A 16,845-nucleotide genomic window follows, 5' to 3' on the forward strand; every position below is an offset into this window, starting at 1 on the left:
CCGGTACGCGGTGACCAGTACCGTCTCGTCGGCCACCTCCACCCTTTGTCCGCGGTCGGCTCCGTGCCAGCACGGGCGACTCCCTCGCTCGGACGGATGCGTTTGTCGTCGACGTTCCCGGAAAGCGAGGCGACGTGGCCCGTAGTTCAATCGGACGACCGGACGAGATTCCGGAGGAGGTCGTCGCCGAACGCGAGCACGAGGAGTGCGCCGAGGAGGTCGAAAAGGAGGTCCAGAGCGGTGTCCACCGCACCGTAGGGAAGGAGGATGGGTTCGAGGTTGAGTCGCCGCGCGACCCCGTGAATCACGTACTCCATGAGTTCCCAGAGGACGCCGACGCCGAGGACGGAAGCGACGACGCGGGGCTGCGGGTCGCGGCCGCGGCGGCGGGCGGCGACGTGGACGAGCCCGCCGAGGAGGGTCGCCGAGTGCGTGTGGGTGAGGTGGTCCCACCACCACGTGTCGTCGTACGGGCCGAGCATCCCGACGGCGTGCGTGAGCATCGCCGACTGCGTGTACACGCGTTGCCAGGGCTGGAGCGCGACGTCATACCGCCGTTCGACGATACCGGGGAGGTACGTGGCCGCCAGCGCGAGCACGGCGTTCACGACCGCGCCCGCGTTCCGTCGACGGAGCCCGACGACGAACACGGCGAAAATCCCGTACCTGATTCCACGTTCGGTCTCCTGCACTATCGACGTCTGGGTGGTTACCGTCACGGGTCTAGGTCACCAGTCGTAAGGGAGCCGTCCGGGAAATAGATTCCCGTTTCTGCCAACCAGAGCACTAGTCGCAACGTCATCGAGTGTCGACGGTGACGAGACCGAACTCCTCCATGGATATGTAACGAAACGTCGTACTGCGGATTCGGTAGGTGCTAAACCGACACCTGAAATCGTGTGCCTTTCGTTTTGCAGGGTTTGGGTGAAGACCACCAATTGACTCTCGATGCCAAGAAGCGGGGCGAGTGCGGCTTCCCGTTCGGTTAACCGACTTCGTATACCTCCATCGTATTTCTAACGTCGCTCTGACGTGTTTCTAGAACTTATAATGAATTCCGAATGGACTAACGATTGAAAAGTTGAATAAGGTTTAACCGGGCGGGGGTTAAAACGGCAACTTGCGTTGAGGGATAGCCATGAGGATAGAACGTAGTCGACTCTCCAGAAAAGTAACACGCGAACCTCCCCGTAAAGTAATGCGCGGACTCAGCGAACGGGAGACTCGGTTTCGAGACTCTTGTCGGGAAAATAACGAAGCAACCGAAAGAGGGCGTAGTGCGGACCTGGCCCTGTTACTAAGTGGAAATCGCTCCACGGCCGTGGCCAAACCCTCCGATAAATCGATATCACAATGCGCGTCATCCAAATTGAAGTATCTGACAACAAAATTGATACGGCTAAGCAGACTCTGAACGACGAAGGAATCGACTACAGAATCACCGACATCCAGGACGAGAGCGGAGAGAATCTAATCGAATTTCCGATTCCCAGACAAGCGGTCGAGTACGTACTCGACGAACTTCGCGAGGCTGGCGTCGGAGTCGACGATGAATATCGCGTCAACCTCCACGCCGAGGTTGCGAAGACGAAAAACGTCGACAGTATTATCGAACGATTCGTCAAAGGCGAGAAGAAGAGCAACTACATCTCCCGCGAGGAACTAATTGCACGGGCCCGCGACTCGACTTCGAGTAGTTTCACCTACTACCTGATGACGCTACTGGGCGTCATCGTCGCGACGTCTGGTCTCCTGTTGAACTCGCCCGCCGTCGTCGTGGGTTCGATGGTGGTCGCCCCACAGCTCGGTGCGGCGTTAATGGCGTCGGTCGGTATCGTCACCAACGAACGTGAGATGATTGTCAGCGGGTTCTTAGAACAGATCGCAGGGCTCGGACTCGGACTCGTGGGGGCGACCGCGTTCGCGACACTGCTTCGCTCGTCGATGCTCGTGACACCCACCCTCAATATCGCGACGATAGCTCAAATCGGTGGCCGAACGTCGCCGGGGCCACTCGCGATCGTGGTCGGCTTTGCGGCCGGTGCCGCAGCCGTGGTAAGCCTGGCCACTCACGACAGTCCCTCGGGAGCACTCGTAGGCGTCATGGTCTCAGCAGCGCTCATCCCGGCAGCCGCGACGGCTGGGCTCGGTATCGCCTGGAACTACCCCCGCGTCGCGCTCGGTGCAACGGTGCTGTTGGTCATCAACCTCGTCACGATCAATATAGCCGGTCCGTTCGTCCTCTGGCTGATGGGCTACCGGCCGAAAGGCTGGGAGGAGAATCCCATCGAGTGGGTCGGTAATCCGCAAGACTCGCTTCAGACGATGAAACGATACACCGGCTCCGTGGTCGCGATACTCCTCTTGATCGGTGCGATGAGCACTGGCGGTGCCGCGTTCACTCAGCAAGTCACCTACGAACAGACTGCCAAGTCGGCGATTGACGACGTTCTCGAACAGAATAAGTACAATGGTGTTCAACTGATGAAAGTCACCGTCGAAAAGGATTACCTCGACATGGGACGTGACGCACCGACTCGCGTCAATGTCGTCATCGGTGAACAGAACGGGACCCCGTATCCAAAGTTGGCCACCCAGATCCAGAAGGAGATTATGGACGATGCAGGAATCCCCGTCACCGTCTCCGTCACGATGAATACCCGTAAGCAAGACACCTCGAAAGCCCACCGCAAACAGCCGATGGAGAAGGAGAAACGGTGGTTGGCGAACAGTACCACCTAACGTACTCTCCGACTCCCAAGAACACAATGTTTTCAACTCGAACGCAACGCGCAGTGACGCTGGTCAAATCCATCGCGTACGAAGCCCGGGCAGAAAATGTCACGTTTATGGCCGCCAGCATCGCCTATCACGCGTTTATTTCCCTGTTCCCTCTGTTGCTCCTTTTGCTCGCGGTGATTTCAGCGGTCGGGAACCTCTCGCTAAAGCAGGCGTTCATGCAACTCGCGCAGACGATGCTCACCCCTGGCGCGAGCGAGGTGCTGGTCGACGAACTACGACGGGCGAGCGCCTCACCCGGAATTTCGATAGTCAGCGTCGGCTTCCTGTTTTGGGGAACCATGCGAATCTTTCGAGGACTGGACACGGCGTTCTCCGACATCTACGCGTCCCAGGCGCGAAACACGCTCTTCGACCAGTTCGTCGACGGTCTGGTCGTACTCGCCACGGTCACCGCCATCATCGTGGTCACCATCGTCGTCGAATGGAAGACCTCCATGCTTCCGGCCGGAGGGTTCGACTGGACGCTCCGGCGGCTGGTGCTCGTCGGCGGCCTGGCGCTCATGTTCCTCCCGATGTACTACGTCTTCCCCGACGTGGACGACCTCAGTATCCCCGAAATTCTCCCCGGCGTGCTAATCGCAACCGTCGGAGTGACGGTGCTCGAGTCGCTGTTTCACATCTACATCACCTTCAGCAGTAAATCGCCCAACCAGAGCATCGTCGCGGCGTTTCTCCTACTCCTCACGTGGCTCTACCTCAGCGGTGTCGTCGTCCTGCTCGGCGCCGTGGTGAACGCCGTCACCGCCAACCGAAGCGAGAACGTGAACGTTCGGCCGCTCACCACCGGAGTACCGTTCAAGGAGCAAGTCCCCGAATCTGACGCTGAGGAGCTCCTCGCCACACTCGATAAACTCGACGACAGTACCCTCAACGTCGAACGTATCGTGTTGGACGTCGACGGCGATGACGTGGTGATTCCCTCTCCGGACATCTTCCACGTCGACACAGGCGAATCGGGAGTGCTTCACGGAAGCAGTCTCGTCGGGGTCGAGTTCTACTGGTCGCCGCAGGGACGGCGTGGCGAATGGCAGGACGACCTAAGAGACGTATTGAAAAATATCTGATGGGGGATTTGGACTTCGGGAGCTCAGAGGTCCAGCGGCCGACGCTTGTCCGCTGGACTTGTTGATTTGGTCGACGCGATGTAAGCGACAAACGTGTCGTCGTTCAGATGTCGACAGTGACGGTGCGGGGAGATGATTCAATCCTAATTCGGAGAACGATCGCGTTTCTCGGGGAGCGCGACCTCATACCGCTCCTCGTCGTAAGGTCAGAAACGCTTCGGAGAGACCAAAGAACGACACGAACGGATTTAAGCTGGGTTGCGATGCGCTATGAACGACTCACTCGGCGAGGGTGAGAACGCCGTTGTTGACGTCGACGACGCTCGCAGTGCCGGGGATTTCGAACTCGAACTGGTCGTCGTCCAGAACGACGATCGCCGTCTCCCCGACGACGTCGACTGCCGGCTCTCCGGCAGCCGGACCGAAGTCGACAGCGATGACGCCGCCGCCCTCGTAGTCGCGGTGGGTCGTCGTGACGGCCTCCTTCAGGCCGGCCATGGTTTCGAGCGAACGTGGTACTTCCACGCTCCGTTTTGGCGTCTCAGACGGGTAAGTCCCACGCCCGCGGAACGAAACGCCGCCTGTCGGACGACGGCCCAGTGGGGCGTCGTGGACCCGGTGAAGAGGGCTTCGAGGCCGCCGGTGAGCAGTCGCCGACGCCCGACACGGAACGCTCAGGAGGGGTGTTGGTGTTTGATCTGCTCGGCCACCGTGCCGGGAACCGGCGTCCCGCAGTGTTTGCACTTCCAGGTCGGATAGACCTCTGCCTGTTCCCTTGTGAGGTCCTGTTTGAACTGGAGGACGGCCCCACAGGTGCATGTGTAGGTCGTCGGTGACATACGCGATAGTTATCGACGGAGCAGAATAAACCACCCGCTGCCGACGGTTATCACGTTCCCGACGACGCGCGAACGATGCGGGGAGCGAGACGAGACCGCCACCGGCTGTCGGCGCTCCGGCCACACTTCCGTTCCGGAGACGGCGGCGAGGAGTCGGTCGTCGGCCGGGTGACGGCGTCCTCCCGGCGTCGCGGGCGCTACGGTCGCTGGCGGTAGATGAGATTGCGCTGGACGGCGTTCGCACCCTCGTAGATGACGGGGACGCGGACGTCGCGGTAGACCCGTGCGATGCGGCGGTCGGTGAGAATCGAACGTCCGCCGTGGAGTTGCATCCCCCGTTCGGCGCACTCGACGGCAGCCTCGGTGGCGGTCGTCTTGGCGAGGGCGGCCCAGTAGCCAGCGTCGTCCCCGTCGGCGACCTTCTTGGCGGCTCGCCAGTTGAGCGCTCGTGCACGTTCGAACTCGACGAGCATGTCCGCGAGGTCGTGCTGGACGGCCTGGAACTCGCTGACGTCGCGGCCGAACGCCTCGCGGTCGTGGACGAACTCCCAGGCCTCCTCGATGGCCGCCGCCGCGAGACCCAGCCCGTGACCGCCGACGATAACCCGGCCGTGGTTGAAGAACTCGGCGAGCATGTAGAATCCGGTGCCTTCCGTTCCGACGAGGTTCTCCTGGGGGATGCGGCAGTCGTCGAGGACGATGTGGCCCTGCTTCGACGCGCGGAACCCCATCTTCTCGGGGACGTGTTCGGCCTCGTAGCCGTCAGCGTCCGTGGGGACGATGAACATCGAGTAGTTCGAGTACCGGTCGTCGGAGTCGTCCGTCTTCGCGTAGAGGGTCAGCCAGTCGGCTTCGACGGCGTTGCCGATCCAGTACTTCTCGCCGTCGAGCACCCATTCGTCGCCGTCCCGCTCGGCTCGCGTACTCATTCCGGCCAGGTCGCTGCCGGTGTCGGGCTCGGACACGGCGAGACCGGTGATCTGTTCGCACTCGGCGACCGGACGGAGATACTCCTCTTTCTGCTCCTCGCTCCCGTACTTCTCGACGATTTCACCGCCGAAGCTCGCCAACTGGAGCGTGAGCGCGATGCCGGCGTCCGCCCGAAAGAACTCCTCCGCGATAGCGAGCGTCTGCTCCAGACTCAGCCCGCGACCGCCCACCTTGGAGCCGAGGTCCTGGGCGACCAGCCCTGCCTCCTGACCCGCTTCGAGGACGTCCCACGGGTAGTTGCCACTCCGGAAGTACTCCTCGGCGTTCGGTGCGATGTACTCGGCGGCGAACTCGCGGGCGTCCGCTTTCACTGCACGGGCCTCCTCGGGGACGATGGAGTCGTCCAGCAGTTCCATGCGACACCTCCGTCCCACAATCACTAAACGGTGCTGTCGGCGGACCCGCTCGTTTCGGCGAGTCTCCGAATCGTGCGAATCTCACGATGCGTAGGAGGTCTCCAGTAATGGACGGGTCGGACCGACGAATCGCGCTACGAATCGTGCGATTCGTGCAATGTTCAAAGTTCGGAAGGGGACGGCGGGGTGAGGCCGGAGCCAGCACCAGCAGGGGGAGGACGCCACCGACGACCGCAACCTCACGGTATCGTCCGCTGTCATTGACACGCAATATCTGCCAGACACAGTTGGGTTATATGCTTGCGGCTCCCACGCTCGGATGGATATCATGACCAGTGGTCGATTTATTCGGGGGTTCCCCCGAAACAACTCCCCTCTCCGATTCTGACGTACAGTTCCTCGACACGACTCTCCGCGACGGCGAACAGGCGCCCGGCGTTTCGCTGACGCCGGCGGAGAAGGCCGACATCGCCCGGAAGCTCGACACCGCCGGCGTCAGCGTCGTCGAGGCCGGCAGCGCGTGTACGGGCGCGGGCGAACGAGAGACGATTACCCGCGTCGCTGACCTCGGCCTCGATGCGACGGTGACCAGTTTCGCCCGCGGCGTCGAACGAGACGTCGACCTAGCCCTCGACTGTGGCGTCGACGGCGTCAACCTCGTCGTCCCAGCGAGCGACAGACACATCGAGGGCAAGGTCGGTACCACCCGCGACGAGGTCGTCGAGACCACCGTCGAACTCGCCGAGTACGCCAAAGACCACGGTCTCTGGCTGGAGGTGCTCGGCGAGGACGGCTCCCGTGCCGACCTCGACTTCCTCGAGCGACTGATGGATGCCGCCCTCGACGCCGGTGCCGACCGCATCTGCTACTGCGATACGGTCGGCCACGCGACCCCCGACCGCACCCTCGACGCCGTCTCCCGACTCGCCGCGCTCGGGCCGACGAGCACCCACACCCACGACGACCTGGGACTCGCGGTCACGAACGCGCTCGTGAGCGTCGCGGCCGGGGCGGACCTCGTTCACGCGACCGTGAACGGCATCGGCGAGCGCGCAGGCAACGTCGCGCTCGAAGAGGTCGCGATAGCGCTCGCCCACGGCTACGACGTCGAGACGGTCGACACCGAACGACTCTACGACCTCGCACAGACGGTTGCGACGACGACCGGCGTCCCGCTCGCGCCGAACAAGGCTGTCGTCGGCGAGAACGCGTTCACGCACGAGTCGGGCATCCACACCGACGGCACGCTCAAGGACGACGCGATGTACGAACCGTACCCGCCGGAGACCGTGGGTCGCGAGCGACGGCTGGTCCTCGGAAAGCACGCCGGGCGGGCCGGCGTGCGCGCCGCGCTCGACGAACATGGCGTCGATGTCGACGACGACGAACTCGGCGCCATCGTCGACCAGATAAAAGCGATCAGCGACAGAGGCAGACGCATCACGGACACGGACTTGCTCGCCATCGCCGACGAAGTACGGGGTCGCGAGCGCGACCGACGCGTCGAACTGCGGGACCTCACCGCCACGAGTGGCGGCACGACGCCGACCGCGAGCGTTCGACTGACCGTCGATGGAGACGAGCGCGTGGCCAGCGGGGTCGGGAGCGGCCCCGTCGACGCCGCCATCACCGCCACCAGGAAAGCGCTCGACATCGACGCGACGCTCGAATCCTACCACGTCGACGCCATCACTGGCGGAACGGACGCGCTCGTCACCGTCGCGGTCGAAGTGTCCCGCGGCGACCGGTCGGTGACCATGGAGGCGAGCGACGCCGACATCACCCGTGCCAGCGTCGAGGCGATGCTCGACGCGTTCGATCGCCTGCTCGCGGACGACCCGAACCCGGCTACCGTCGCGTGAGCGCGCCCCACCTCGCAGGGCCCGCCGCCCGCCGGCTCGGTGAGGCGAGGAGTCGCCGTCGAAGACGGTGACGACGGACCTCCCGCCGGCCGTCACGGGCGATGAACGACACCGTAGTACCCTCCTACCACTTCGACGCACGTCTTGAAGAGGCCGATGAGAATCGGTCCGACGAACAACCCCATCGCTCCGAGGAGATACGTCCCGCCGACGACGCCGACGAAGATGACCGCCGAGTGCATCTCCGACTCCCGGTCGATTATCAGCGCTCGGAGGTAGTCGTCCGTGACGGCGACGGACGTCATCCCCCAGACGACGACGAACGCCGCAGACAGCACCTGGCCGTTCGAGAAGAGGTAGACGACCGCACCGCCGAGAACCGGTGCGACGCCGATGACGGGGACGATAGCGAGAACCATCATCGCGAGGGTGAGGAGCGGGGCCTCGGGGACGCCGGTGAGGAACAGGCTGACGCCCGCGACGAGCCCCTGGACTATCGCGACGAGGATGTGACCCTTGAGGACGGCCCAGACCATGTGGTTCGCCGACGTGAACAGTTCGTCGCGCACGGCCGGTTCGAGTGGCGTCATCTCCCGCAGCCACCGGACGAACAGGTGGCCGTCCTTGAGGAGGTAGTAAAAGACGAACACCAGCAGCAGGAATCCGATGAAAGCGTGGAGCCCGGCGCTGAGAATGGTCGATGCGCGACCGCTCACGTAGTCCCCCAGCCGTTCGACCCCCTGCTCTGCGTACGACTGAACGGGGACGGAGATGCCCGCGTATCGTCCGAGAAAGCGCTCCAGTTGCCGGAGTATCCTCGCCTGGGAGACGCCCTCCAGGAGAGCGGTCCCTTGCTCCAGTGCCGCGTTCACGCCGAGCGCCAGGGGAACGACGACGACGAGCACGACGAGGACGGACAGCAGTCCCGCGGAGAGACGTGGTCCGATGCGGTCCTCGAACCGTCGGTGGAGGGGAAAGCAGACGAACGCGAGGAGTCCGGTCGCGAGTAACCACGAGAGGAACGGTTGCACCAGGAGCCAGGTGATCACCGCCAGTACGGCCACCAGTATCCACGCGAACGTCGTTCGAGCGTCCATGCGCGAACACGTGCCCTCGAACGGACGAAGGCGTTGTGGGGGAGAGCCGAACGGTGCTGCCGTCTCTCCGAAGCGTCCGTCGGGAAGGAACTATTGCGTGCCGAAGCCGAGGAGTCCCGGATAGTCCGCGATGAGACCGTCGACGCCGGCTGCCGCGAGCCGCTCGGCCTGGAACCACGTGCCGAGCGTGTAGACGTTCACGTCTCGCCCCTCCTCGTGAGCGACCGCGAGGAGGTCGACGTCCGCCCAGTTGGAGCCCTCGGTGTAGTAGGAGTCGGCGTAGAACGGCGTGTCCTGGATCATGTTGTATGGCGGGTGAATTGCCTCGGCGTCGTACGTCCGGGCGATGTCGAGGCCGTCGGTGATCGAGTCCCAGAGCAGCGGCGCGACCGGAAGGGTAGACTGCTCGCGCACGGTGGCGAGGGCCGCCTCGTAGAACGACGACACGAGGACATCGTTCTCGTAGTCGTCGACGATGGCGAGTACGTCCTCGGTGAACGGTCGCCAGATATCTTTCTGTGCTTCGAGGGTCTCTCCGGACAGTTTCGACGCGAATTCGAGGTCGAACGAGCCGGGATTCTTGAACTCGACGTTGACGCCGACGCTCGGCGGAATCGCGTCCAGCACATCGGTCAGGAGGGGGACGGTCTCGCCGCTCCGGAGAACCTCGGCGCTCGTGACGACGTCGGTGGACGTCTCCCAGACGACGCCGCTCTCGTCGGTGAGCCCACGCTCCCCGCCGTCGCGCTCTGAGAGCCTGGAGTCGTGGAACACCACCACGTCGCCGTCACCGGTGGGAACCACGTCGATTTCTATCATGTCCGCACCGCGCGTCGCCGCGTCGTCGCTCTGTCCCCCTCGGGAAGCGGCGGCGACCGCGCCGACCGTGTTCTCCGGGTAGATGCCGGCGTACCCGCGGTGGGCGATGATCGCCGGACTAGCGTCGTTCCGGTCGTGGGCCGCCCCGCCGGACTTCTCCCGGGCGTCCGCGGTGCCGGCGTCGAACGTCGCGCCGACGGCCGCTGCACCTGCGCCGGCGACGAACGTCCGCCGCTTCATGCTGGCCGCGTCGGGAGTTTCGACTGGGTTCTGGGCTCCGTGACCGTTGTCATGTTCGGGCATTACGACTGACGCTCCTCTTCGCGCCGACTAATGTCTTTGTATTTTCTATATAGATAATTAAAATATACAAATACATCCTATATACATCGCCGTACGAGGGTGCGAGCTACGTTGCTCTCCGGAGTAGTTCGGACGCGGCGGATTCAGGGGAGGGCGGTTCGTTCGTCGGGAGTCGACGCTAACGTTAAGTCATGCCATGTCATGGTCGTATCTGTTCCTGCATGGCCAAGATAGAACAGTACGCGGCGGTCGGTCTCTCGCCGACCGTCTGGGGCGCGACGGAGCGCAGCGACATCCAGAAGAACCTCGACCACATCCACGACAACCTCAAGGCGGCGACCTGGCTCAGCAGCCTGGAACTGCCGGTGAAGCTCGCGGTCGTCCCCGAGGGCGCGCTGCAGGGGTTCACCGACGAGGTCTTCGACATGGACCACGCGACGTACGCGGACGAGATCGCCATCGACGTCCCCGGCGACGAGACGGACACGCTCTGTGAGTACGCGAAGGAGTTCGAGACGTACATCGTCGCGTCGGCGAAGGAGCGAGCGGGTTCGAAGTTCCCGAACAAGTTCTTCAACACTGCGTTCGTTATCAGTCCCGACGACGGGCTCGTCATGAAGCACCGGAAGGTGACGCCGCTGTTGCCCGTCGAGCGGTCGGTGAGTCCGCATGACGTGTGGGACGCGTGGGTCGACGAACACGGGGACGACCTCGACGCGTTCTTCCCGGTCGCGGACACCGACATCGGCCGCATCGGCATCTCGCTGGCAATCGAGGGTGCGTACCCCGAGTACGTCCGCGGTCTCGCGATGAACGGCGCGGAGATCGTCTGTCGCATCTCCTGTCCGGAACCGCTCGTGGCCAACGACGGGTGGCGCGTCCAGAACCGCGCCCGCGCACTCGACAACACCGCCTACGTCGTCGCTCCGAACCTCGGCACCTACTATCTGACGCCGGACGAGGAGACGCCCGTCGACACGTTCGGCGGCGGATCGATGGTCGTCGACTACAGGGGCGACGTCGTCGCGGAACACGACTACGGCGCCGGCTCCTCGTACGTCGGTGCGCCGATAGACGTCGAGGGCCTCCGCGAGTACCGGACGAGTTCGCCGCTCACGAACTGGCTGAAAGACCTCCGCACCGAACTCTGTCAGGTCGTGTACGACCGGGAGCTCTACCCGAAGAACCGGTATCTCGAAGAGCAGCCGCCGCACCACGACGAGTACGCCGAGGAGGTGACGCAGGCGCGCATCGACGAGATGGTCGACCGGGACATCTGGGTGCCGCCGTACCACGAGCGCGAAGACGAGTCGTCCGAGTAGTCCAGGTCCCGCTCTCCCGGCAGGGGCGGTGAAATCTAGCACCTCGCCCCTGGAATCCCAGGAGGAGAATGGACGGCGCTCCCGCTACGCGTTTCGCGGCGTAGACGGGTGAGTCCTCGACAGACGTGCGTGGAGACGTCCTTCGAGAAACTCGTCGCGTGTTTCGCCGGCGGAAAAACGGTCAGGACAGACGACGCCAGCTCCACTCGGGGTCCCAGTCGAACAGCTCCTCCGCCTTCGCGGTGTCGACCAGCGGCGCGTAGTCGTGCGCTTCGAGACTGCCGTGAATTTCGACGTCCGGGAAGACCTCCGCGGCGATCTCCCGGCTGGGGGTCTCGGCGCTCGTGTCGGGTGCCGACACCCAGACGCGCTCGTGTCCGTCGAAGTCGGCCTCGACGGTCCGGCGCACCAGGTCGACCGCGTCCGACGCGTGGACGTAGGTGAACAGCGTGTTGCGCTGGGTGTGGAAGTGGGCCGACTCGCGCATCCCCGCCAGGGTACGGTCGGCCTCGACGAACGTCTCGCGGGCCAGGTCGTCGTCGACGACCCACGGAAACCGCAGGGAGGTGATGGTCCGCGGCCGGTCGTCGGTGCGACGGGCGAACCCGTCCGCGGCGATTTCGAGCGTCTGTTTCCCCACTCCGTAGGGGTTCGACGGCGTGAGGCGGTGGTTTTCGTCGACGGGCAGGTAGTCCACCGTGACGGTCTCGGGCTCGAATCCGCCACCGATGGCGCTGAAACTCGACGCCAGCGTCACGGTGTCGATTCCGAGCGCTCCCGCGGCCTCCAGCACGTGGTAGCTGGACATGACGTTGCTCTCGTAGGTCCGATACCCCGGCGTCGCGTCCGGCGTCGGAATCATCCCGAGATGCACGACCGCGTCGGCGTCGCTCTTCGCCAGCGAGCCGTAGACCTCGCCCGCCTCCAGGAGGTCGGTCGTGAAGTAGACGTCGGCGCGCTCCTCCTCTCGCTTGCCCCGAGAGAGGTCGACGGTTCGGTAGCCTTCCTCGTTCAGGTGGGCGAGGACGCTCCGCCCGACGCGGCCGTTTCCTCCGGTGACAGCGACCGTCTCGGTCATGGTCCGTATGGCTCCTCGCGACCCTAAAGCGCCCCGGCCCGCGCCCGTCAGAGCCCGACGACGGCACCGTCGCGCCGTCCGTCGGCAACGCCGACGTAGCGGCCGTCTTCGGTCACCCTGATGGCCTGGGCGTTGCCGAGGTCCGTCGGTCTCTCGGTGAGCTGGAATCCGTAGTCCCGGAGCCGTCCCCGGACGTCGTCGGGGACCCCCGGCTCGTACAGCACTGCCGGCTCGGCGTCCTTGTAGATGCGCAGTGCCGCGACGGCCTCGTCTACAAGGAGTGTCCATCCCCCAGTCCATCAGTTCGGGGCCGTACTCGTCCGGACTACGGCCAGTTGGAACGAAAATGCCAGCGCCGGAAACAGCAGAACGAACGCGATGGTGAGTACCACCGACACCGCCAGCAGACAGAGGGTGACGAGTCCGGTGACGAGCACGAGCGTTGGGTGAGCACTCGTCCAGGCGATGCCGTGTTTGAACGCTGTGATCTCGTCGTCGCCCCGGGCGAGGAACACGAACGTCGGGATGAACACGAGAACGAGGTAGGTCGCGCCGTAGAACGCGGTCAGCGCGACGACTTCAGCGACCAAGGACGGCGTCGCCGCGAAGGACAGCACGTACGAGAGACCGGCCAGTCCAAGCGCCATCGGTACGCCGGTGAGCAGTGCTGCTGGTAGACCGGACGAACGAAGAACCGTCCCGACGCGTTTCCAATCGATTCGGTTGGCGTCGCTTTTCAATCCGATGATCGCGACGTACGCGCCCAGGGTAGCCGGACCAATCGTGACGACCGGTAGCGAGAGGAAGAACCATGCGACGCTAATCAACACGAGACGGAAGGCGTTGGCGTACACGAACCGCGGCGTGTCAACGAGAGCTCGACGGAGCGTTTCACGGTCGGTGCGGTCGCTCACCGAACCCTCGTCCTTCTTTTCGTCGGATGGCGCCGCCGAGTCGTGGGGGTGATTCGAATACACCATATTATCCGGTAGAGGCCTGCATCTGCACACTGGAGATGAGCTTGTCCTGGAACAGGAGGAAGACGATGAACAGTGGCAGAGATGCGATGGCTGTCGACGTCATGATGACGTTTGGAGATAACGCGTTCACCGAACGGAGCGTTACGACACCGATGGGGAGCGTGTAGAGCTTGTCGCTGTTGAGGACGATGAGCGGCCAGAGGAACTGATTCCAGCTCCAGATAAACACGAACAGTCCGAGTGCCGTGAGAATCGGTGTCGACAACGGGAGGATTATCTGAGCGTAGATGCGCGGTACCGAGAACCCGTCGAGTCGTGCCGCTTCCTCCAGTTCCTCCGGGATGTCACGGAAGAACTGCACCAACAAGAAGACACCGAGCGGGCCGGCCGCGAACGGCAGGATAATCGCCCAGTAGCTGTTGATCATTCCGAGATCGTTAATGAGCGTGAACAGCGGAATGATATTCACGTAGGCAGGAATCATGAAGCTCGCGATGATGACGCTCAGAAGCGCACGTTGACCCGGCCAGTCGAGCCGGGTGAGCGAGAACGCGACCATCGAGTCGACAACCAGTACGATCAGCGTGGTCAACCCCGAGATGACGAACGTGTTCCAGGTCCACTGGAGCAGAATCGGCTCGTTGAGCAGATACCGTTTCCAGATGTCGAACGAGACCGCGGGTGGAATCCAGTGGAACTCACCCGTAGCGATCACTGCTGACGGCGTCACCGACAACTGGAACATCCGCCAGTAGGGGAGGAAGAACAGCGCGGCGACTCCGTACATGACGACATACAGTGCCGCCCGCTGTAGTGTCTGCCGGTCAACGTACTGTGCACGCCAGGATTGTGTTCTGGCCGACGTTGTGTCTGGTGCGGTAGTGTCAGTGTCAGTCATCGTTCGTCCCCACGAGGTAGTAGTTGAGTAACGATACGCCGATCAGAATCACCAGCAGTGTGTATCCGACTGCGGCGCCGAATCCGAGTTCGCGCGTCTGGAACCCGAGTTGATAGAGGTAGAGCACGAGCGTCTCCGTCGTTCCGACTGGGCCACCCCTCGTCATGAGGTATGGCTGTCCGAACACCTGAAACTGGAAAATAGTCGACGCGACGACAACGAACAGCAGGGCATTTTTCATGTGCGGGAGAGTGATGTCGCGAAACATCCGCCAGGGGCCGGCTCCGTCGAGCTTCGCCGCCTGATAGAGCCGTTCTGGGACGTTTTGTCGTGCTGCGAGGAGAACAGCGAAGTAGAAGCCGGTCTGCCACCAGACGGTCGTGAACACCAGTGCCGGCATCGCCCACATTTCCGAATTCAGGGGTGACCCGTGGAATATCCAGCCAAGGTAAGCCGTGAACACGCCGTCCTGGGAGAACATCTGGGTCCAGACGATGCCGACCACCGAGACGGTGAGCACGTAGGGACTGAAGTAGACGAACCGGAGGAGCCGTGACCCTGCAAGTCGCTGGTTGAGTCCCAGTGCGAGGAGAAGACTGAGTCCGACGATCAGCGGGACCGTCAGGGAGACGAACTCGAGCGTGTTGAACAACGCGTTCCAGAACGCTGCGTCGTTGAGGAGTCGCACGTAGTTTGCGGCGCCGATGAACTCCGACTGGGCCGGCTGGAAATAGTTCCAGTCGAAGAGGCTCATGTAGAGGCCCTTCAGTAGCGGATACAGGAGGAAAACGCTGAACAGTGCCAGGTACGGTAGCGCGAACAGCAGACCCATAATCAGTTCTCGGCCCGAGACGTTCGTGGCCGATTCGCGGACAGCGGTGACGCGGTCGCTGATCACGTTCCTGGAGGCGGAGTCGACGCTTGATCTGGCCATTGTCCCGTTACCCTTTCAGTGCATTACCGAGTGTTTTCGCGCTCTTTTGCACGCCCTTCTTCACGCTGGTGTTCCCGAGGTAGATGTCGACGAACGGGCTCCAGTATTTGGCACTGTTGAGATGGACCGTCGACATGGGCTGATAGCGAACTTTCTTGTTCTTCACCATGTCGTACATCGTCGAGATGGTGCCGTGCTCCTTCCAGAGTTTCGTATCCTTGACTTCCTTCGACGTCGCAACCGATTTCGCCGCTGGCAGGTGCCCGCCGGCTTTCGCCCACAGCGTGTTGTTCTGAGTGACGTACTCGGCGAACTTCACTGCGGCCTGCCTTTCTTCCTCGGTGTGGTTCTTGTTGTGGGGGAAGTACAGCGAGTTGCTTTCGGCCCAGCCGATGTCGTCCCCGTCTCCGGGGAAGAAGAACGGTTCGTGGAAGCTGAAATCGAGGTCTTTCGGGAGATTGCCCGACTCGTTCTCGAAGTTGTTGATCGACCACGTACCGCCGATGAACATCGCCAGTTCGTTGCCGAGAAAGTCCTCGATGCGTGCTGATTCACTCTGCATCTTCGGGACGTCCCAGCCACGTTCGCCGGTGATGCTCGCCATTAACTCGGCCGTCTGCATCCCGGTCTCGTTGTCGAACGCAACGGTCTGATTACCGGGCTTCCCTTCGAGAACTGTACCGCCGGCCTGGATTAGCGCGATAAGATACGTCCGGAGCGCGGCCTGTCCAACTTTCCAGTTGAGAAACGAGAACGGTCTCGCGTCAGTCTTGCTCTTGATGGTGTTGCAGACCTGCTTGAACTCGGACCACTGTTTGAAGTCCGGGTCGACACCAGCTTTCTTCAGAATGGCATCGTTCGTGTACAGAGCTTTGCCGTGAATGTCGATTGGAAGTGCGTAGGTGTTGCCTTCCACTTGGAGGCTGTTCCATGCAGTCTCGAAGTACTTGCTTTTGGCCCCGTTCGAGAGGTACTGATCGATCGGTTGGCACGCATCTTTCAGGTAGTGGCCGTACGAGCCGTAGTAGCTGGCGATGTGTGGCGCGTTGTTCGCGTTGACTGCGGTGAACAGTTTGTTGAGGAACTCGGGGAACGGGACGCTCTGGGTATTGACGTGAATCCCGTTGTCCTGGGAGTTGAACTCCTCGACCAACTTGGCCATCTCCGTCTGTTCCTGAGCCCCGAAATACATCCAGTAGTCGATCTGAGTATCACCGGAGTTCCCGCCACCGTTTCCGTTCCCGCTACCGCCACCACCACCACCGCCGGTGAGGCCTGCACAACCCGCGAGGGCACCGAGGCTAGTGGTCGCTCCAAGCCCTTTGAGTAAGCGCCGCCGTTCGATACCGGTGCTTCGTGACTCCCGCTCTCCTGTGCCATCTTCTGGCATACGAAGTTCATAACCACTATCGTTATTAATCCTTTGGATGTATTCAGAAGATGCCAAAAAATAACGTTTAGAGAGACTAGTAAGTAGGAATAGGGCTATCACGCCACCTCG

The 16,845-nt window shown here is 62.5% G+C and carries 16 protein-coding genes and 1 pseudogene; 5 read left to right on the forward strand and 12 right to left on the reverse strand.

Annotation, left to right across the window (positions count from 1 at the left end):
- Positions 1 to 146 precede the first annotated feature (146 nt).
- On the reverse strand, positions 147 to 719 hold the full coding sequence (locus ACRYA2_RS19045; protein WP_433631791.1) for a DUF2238 domain-containing protein: 573 nt from the start codon (positions 717 to 719) through the stop codon (positions 147 to 149).
- 634 nt (positions 720 to 1,353) lie between these two features.
- Between ACRYA2_RS19045 and ACRYA2_RS19050 the strand changes: the two genes are divergently transcribed.
- Both ACRYA2_RS19050 and ACRYA2_RS19055 read left to right on the forward strand, forming a co-directional pair.
- Positions 1,354 to 2,742 carry a TIGR00341 family protein gene (locus tag ACRYA2_RS19050; protein ID WP_433631792.1) on the forward strand — a complete coding sequence of 463 codons (1,389 nt, stop codon included), beginning with the start codon at positions 1,354 to 1,356 and terminating at the stop codon, positions 2,740 to 2,742.
- 26 nt (positions 2,743 to 2,768) lie between these two features.
- On the forward strand, positions 2,769 to 3,866 hold the full coding sequence (locus tag ACRYA2_RS19055; protein ID WP_433631795.1) for a YihY/virulence factor BrkB family protein: 1,098 nt from the start codon (positions 2,769 to 2,771) through the stop codon (positions 3,864 to 3,866).
- Between the two features lie 279 nt (positions 3,867 to 4,145).
- Here the strand turns inward: ACRYA2_RS19055 and ACRYA2_RS19060 are convergent, their stop codons facing one another.
- Both ACRYA2_RS19060 and ACRYA2_RS19065 read right to left on the reverse strand, forming a co-directional pair.
- The gene (locus ACRYA2_RS19060; RefSeq protein ID WP_433631798.1) at positions 4,146 to 4,391 is read right to left on the reverse strand and encodes a DUF7127 family protein; all 246 of its coding nucleotides are present in this window, start codon (positions 4,389 to 4,391) and stop codon (positions 4,146 to 4,148) included.
- A 149-nt stretch (positions 4,392 to 4,540) separates the two neighbouring features.
- Complete coding sequence (locus ACRYA2_RS19065; RefSeq protein ID WP_433631801.1) at positions 4,541 to 4,705, reverse strand: hypothetical protein; 165 nt, start codon at positions 4,703 to 4,705, stop codon at positions 4,541 to 4,543.
- A 75-nt stretch (positions 4,706 to 4,780) separates the two neighbouring features.
- On the opposite strand from ACRYA2_RS19065, the gene ACRYA2_RS19070 reads away from it, so the two are divergent.
- On the forward strand, positions 4,781 to 4,921 hold the full coding sequence (locus tag ACRYA2_RS19070; RefSeq protein ID WP_433631804.1) for a hypothetical protein: 141 nt from the start codon (positions 4,781 to 4,783) through the stop codon (positions 4,919 to 4,921).
- On the opposite strand, the gene ACRYA2_RS19075 is transcribed toward ACRYA2_RS19070, so the two are convergent.
- Positions 4,903 to 6,051 (reverse strand): acyl-CoA dehydrogenase family protein, encoded by a 1,149-nt coding sequence (locus ACRYA2_RS19075; protein WP_433631807.1) that lies wholly within the window; start codon positions 6,049 to 6,051, stop codon positions 4,903 to 4,905. The genes ACRYA2_RS19070 and ACRYA2_RS19075 overlap by 19 nt on opposite strands.
- A gap of 335 nt (positions 6,052 to 6,386) precedes the next feature.
- Here ACRYA2_RS19075 and ACRYA2_RS19080 point away from each other — a divergent pair, with 335 nt between their 5' ends.
- A complete protein-coding gene (locus ACRYA2_RS19080; protein WP_433631809.1) occupies positions 6,387 to 7,913 on the forward strand; it encodes a (R)-citramalate synthase in 1,527 nt (508 codons plus the stop codon).
- Between the two features lie 92 nt (positions 7,914 to 8,005).
- Here ACRYA2_RS19080 and ACRYA2_RS19085 read toward each other — a convergent pair whose 3' ends face one another.
- Together ACRYA2_RS19085 and ACRYA2_RS19090 are read right to left on the reverse strand one after the other, a co-directional pair.
- On the reverse strand, positions 8,006 to 9,010 hold the full coding sequence (locus ACRYA2_RS19085; RefSeq protein WP_433631812.1) for an AI-2E family transporter: 1,005 nt from the start codon (positions 9,008 to 9,010) through the stop codon (positions 8,006 to 8,008).
- A gap of 90 nt (positions 9,011 to 9,100) precedes the next feature.
- Positions 9,101 to 10,069, reverse strand: coding sequence for a glycerophosphodiester phosphodiesterase (locus ACRYA2_RS19090; protein ID WP_433631954.1), 969 nt, complete (start codon positions 10,067 to 10,069; stop codon positions 9,101 to 9,103).
- A gap of 284 nt (positions 10,070 to 10,353) precedes the next feature.
- Between ACRYA2_RS19090 and ACRYA2_RS19095 the strand changes: the two genes are divergently transcribed.
- Positions 10,354 to 11,454 carry a nitrilase-related carbon-nitrogen hydrolase gene (locus ACRYA2_RS19095; protein WP_433631814.1) on the forward strand — a complete coding sequence of 367 codons (1,101 nt, stop codon included), beginning with the start codon at positions 10,354 to 10,356 and terminating at the stop codon, positions 11,452 to 11,454.
- Positions 11,455 to 11,635: 181 nt separating this feature from the next.
- Here ACRYA2_RS19095 and ACRYA2_RS19100 read toward each other — a convergent pair whose 3' ends face one another.
- The 6 genes and pseudogenes from ACRYA2_RS19100 to ACRYA2_RS19125 all read right to left on the reverse strand — a co-directional run bounded on the left by ACRYA2_RS19100 (position 11,636) and on the right by ACRYA2_RS19125 (position 16,734).
- Positions 11,636 to 12,532 (reverse strand): NAD-dependent epimerase/dehydratase family protein, encoded by an 897-nt coding sequence (locus ACRYA2_RS19100; protein WP_433631816.1) that lies wholly within the window; start codon positions 12,530 to 12,532, stop codon positions 11,636 to 11,638.
- Between the two features lie 47 nt (positions 12,533 to 12,579).
- Positions 12,580 to 12,795 (reverse strand): annotated as a pseudogene (locus ACRYA2_RS19105) (gamma-glutamyltransferase); the annotation flags it as partial.
- Between the two features lie 36 nt (positions 12,796 to 12,831).
- A complete protein-coding gene (locus ACRYA2_RS19110; RefSeq protein WP_433631819.1) occupies positions 12,832 to 13,446 on the reverse strand; it encodes a hypothetical protein in 615 nt (204 codons plus the stop codon).
- A gap of 67 nt (positions 13,447 to 13,513) precedes the next feature.
- Positions 13,514 to 14,410 (reverse strand): carbohydrate ABC transporter permease, encoded by an 897-nt coding sequence (locus ACRYA2_RS19115; protein ID WP_433631821.1) that lies wholly within the window; start codon positions 14,408 to 14,410, stop codon positions 13,514 to 13,516.
- The gene (locus ACRYA2_RS19120; protein ID WP_433631824.1) at positions 14,403 to 15,344 is read right to left on the reverse strand and encodes a carbohydrate ABC transporter permease; all 942 of its coding nucleotides are present in this window, start codon (positions 15,342 to 15,344) and stop codon (positions 14,403 to 14,405) included. The genes ACRYA2_RS19115 and ACRYA2_RS19120 overlap by 8 nt, the downstream gene beginning before the upstream one ends.
- Positions 15,345 to 15,351: 7 nt before the next feature.
- Positions 15,352 to 16,734 carry a substrate-binding domain-containing protein gene (locus ACRYA2_RS19125; RefSeq protein ID WP_433631827.1) on the reverse strand — a complete coding sequence of 461 codons (1,383 nt, stop codon included), beginning with the start codon at positions 16,732 to 16,734 and terminating at the stop codon, positions 15,352 to 15,354.
- Between the last annotated feature and the right edge of the window lie 111 nt (positions 16,735 to 16,845).

It is taken from the genome of Halomicrococcus pelagicus (assembly GCF_050954125.1).

Coding starts and splice junctions, on each gene's coding strand:
- ACRYA2_RS19070 (WP_433631804.1), top strand. CDS start 4,781: ATGCGGGGAGCGAGACGAGACCGCCACCGGCTGTCGGCGCTCCGGCCA.
- ACRYA2_RS19115 (WP_433631821.1), bottom strand. CDS start 14,410: ATGACTGACACTGACACTACCGCACCAGACACAACGTCGGCCAGAACA.
- ACRYA2_RS19065 (WP_433631801.1), bottom strand. CDS start 4,705: ATGTCACCGACGACCTACACATGCACCTGTGGGGCCGTCCTCCAGTTC.
- ACRYA2_RS19075 (WP_433631807.1), bottom strand. CDS start 6,051: ATGGAACTGCTGGACGACTCCATCGTCCCCGAGGAGGCCCGTGCAGTG.
- ACRYA2_RS19090 (WP_433631954.1), bottom strand. CDS start 10,069: ATGAAGCGGCGGACGTTCGTCGCCGGCGCAGGTGCAGCGGCCGTCGGC.
- ACRYA2_RS19100 (WP_433631816.1), bottom strand. CDS start 12,532: ATGACCGAGACGGTCGCTGTCACCGGAGGAAACGGCCGCGTCGGGCGG.
- ACRYA2_RS19095 (WP_433631814.1), top strand. CDS start 10,354: ATGGCCAAGATAGAACAGTACGCGGCGGTCGGTCTCTCGCCGACCGTC.
- ACRYA2_RS19085 (WP_433631812.1), bottom strand. CDS start 9,010: ATGGACGCTCGAACGACGTTCGCGTGGATACTGGTGGCCGTACTGGCG.
- ACRYA2_RS19125 (WP_433631827.1), bottom strand. CDS start 16,734: ATGCCAGAAGATGGCACAGGAGAGCGGGAGTCACGAAGCACCGGTATC.
- ACRYA2_RS19050 (WP_433631792.1), top strand. CDS start 1,354: ATGCGCGTCATCCAAATTGAAGTATCTGACAACAAAATTGATACGGCT.
- ACRYA2_RS19055 (WP_433631795.1), top strand. CDS start 2,769: ATGTTTTCAACTCGAACGCAACGCGCAGTGACGCTGGTCAAATCCATC.
- ACRYA2_RS19120 (WP_433631824.1), bottom strand. CDS start 15,344: ATGGCCAGATCAAGCGTCGACTCCGCCTCCAGGAACGTGATCAGCGAC.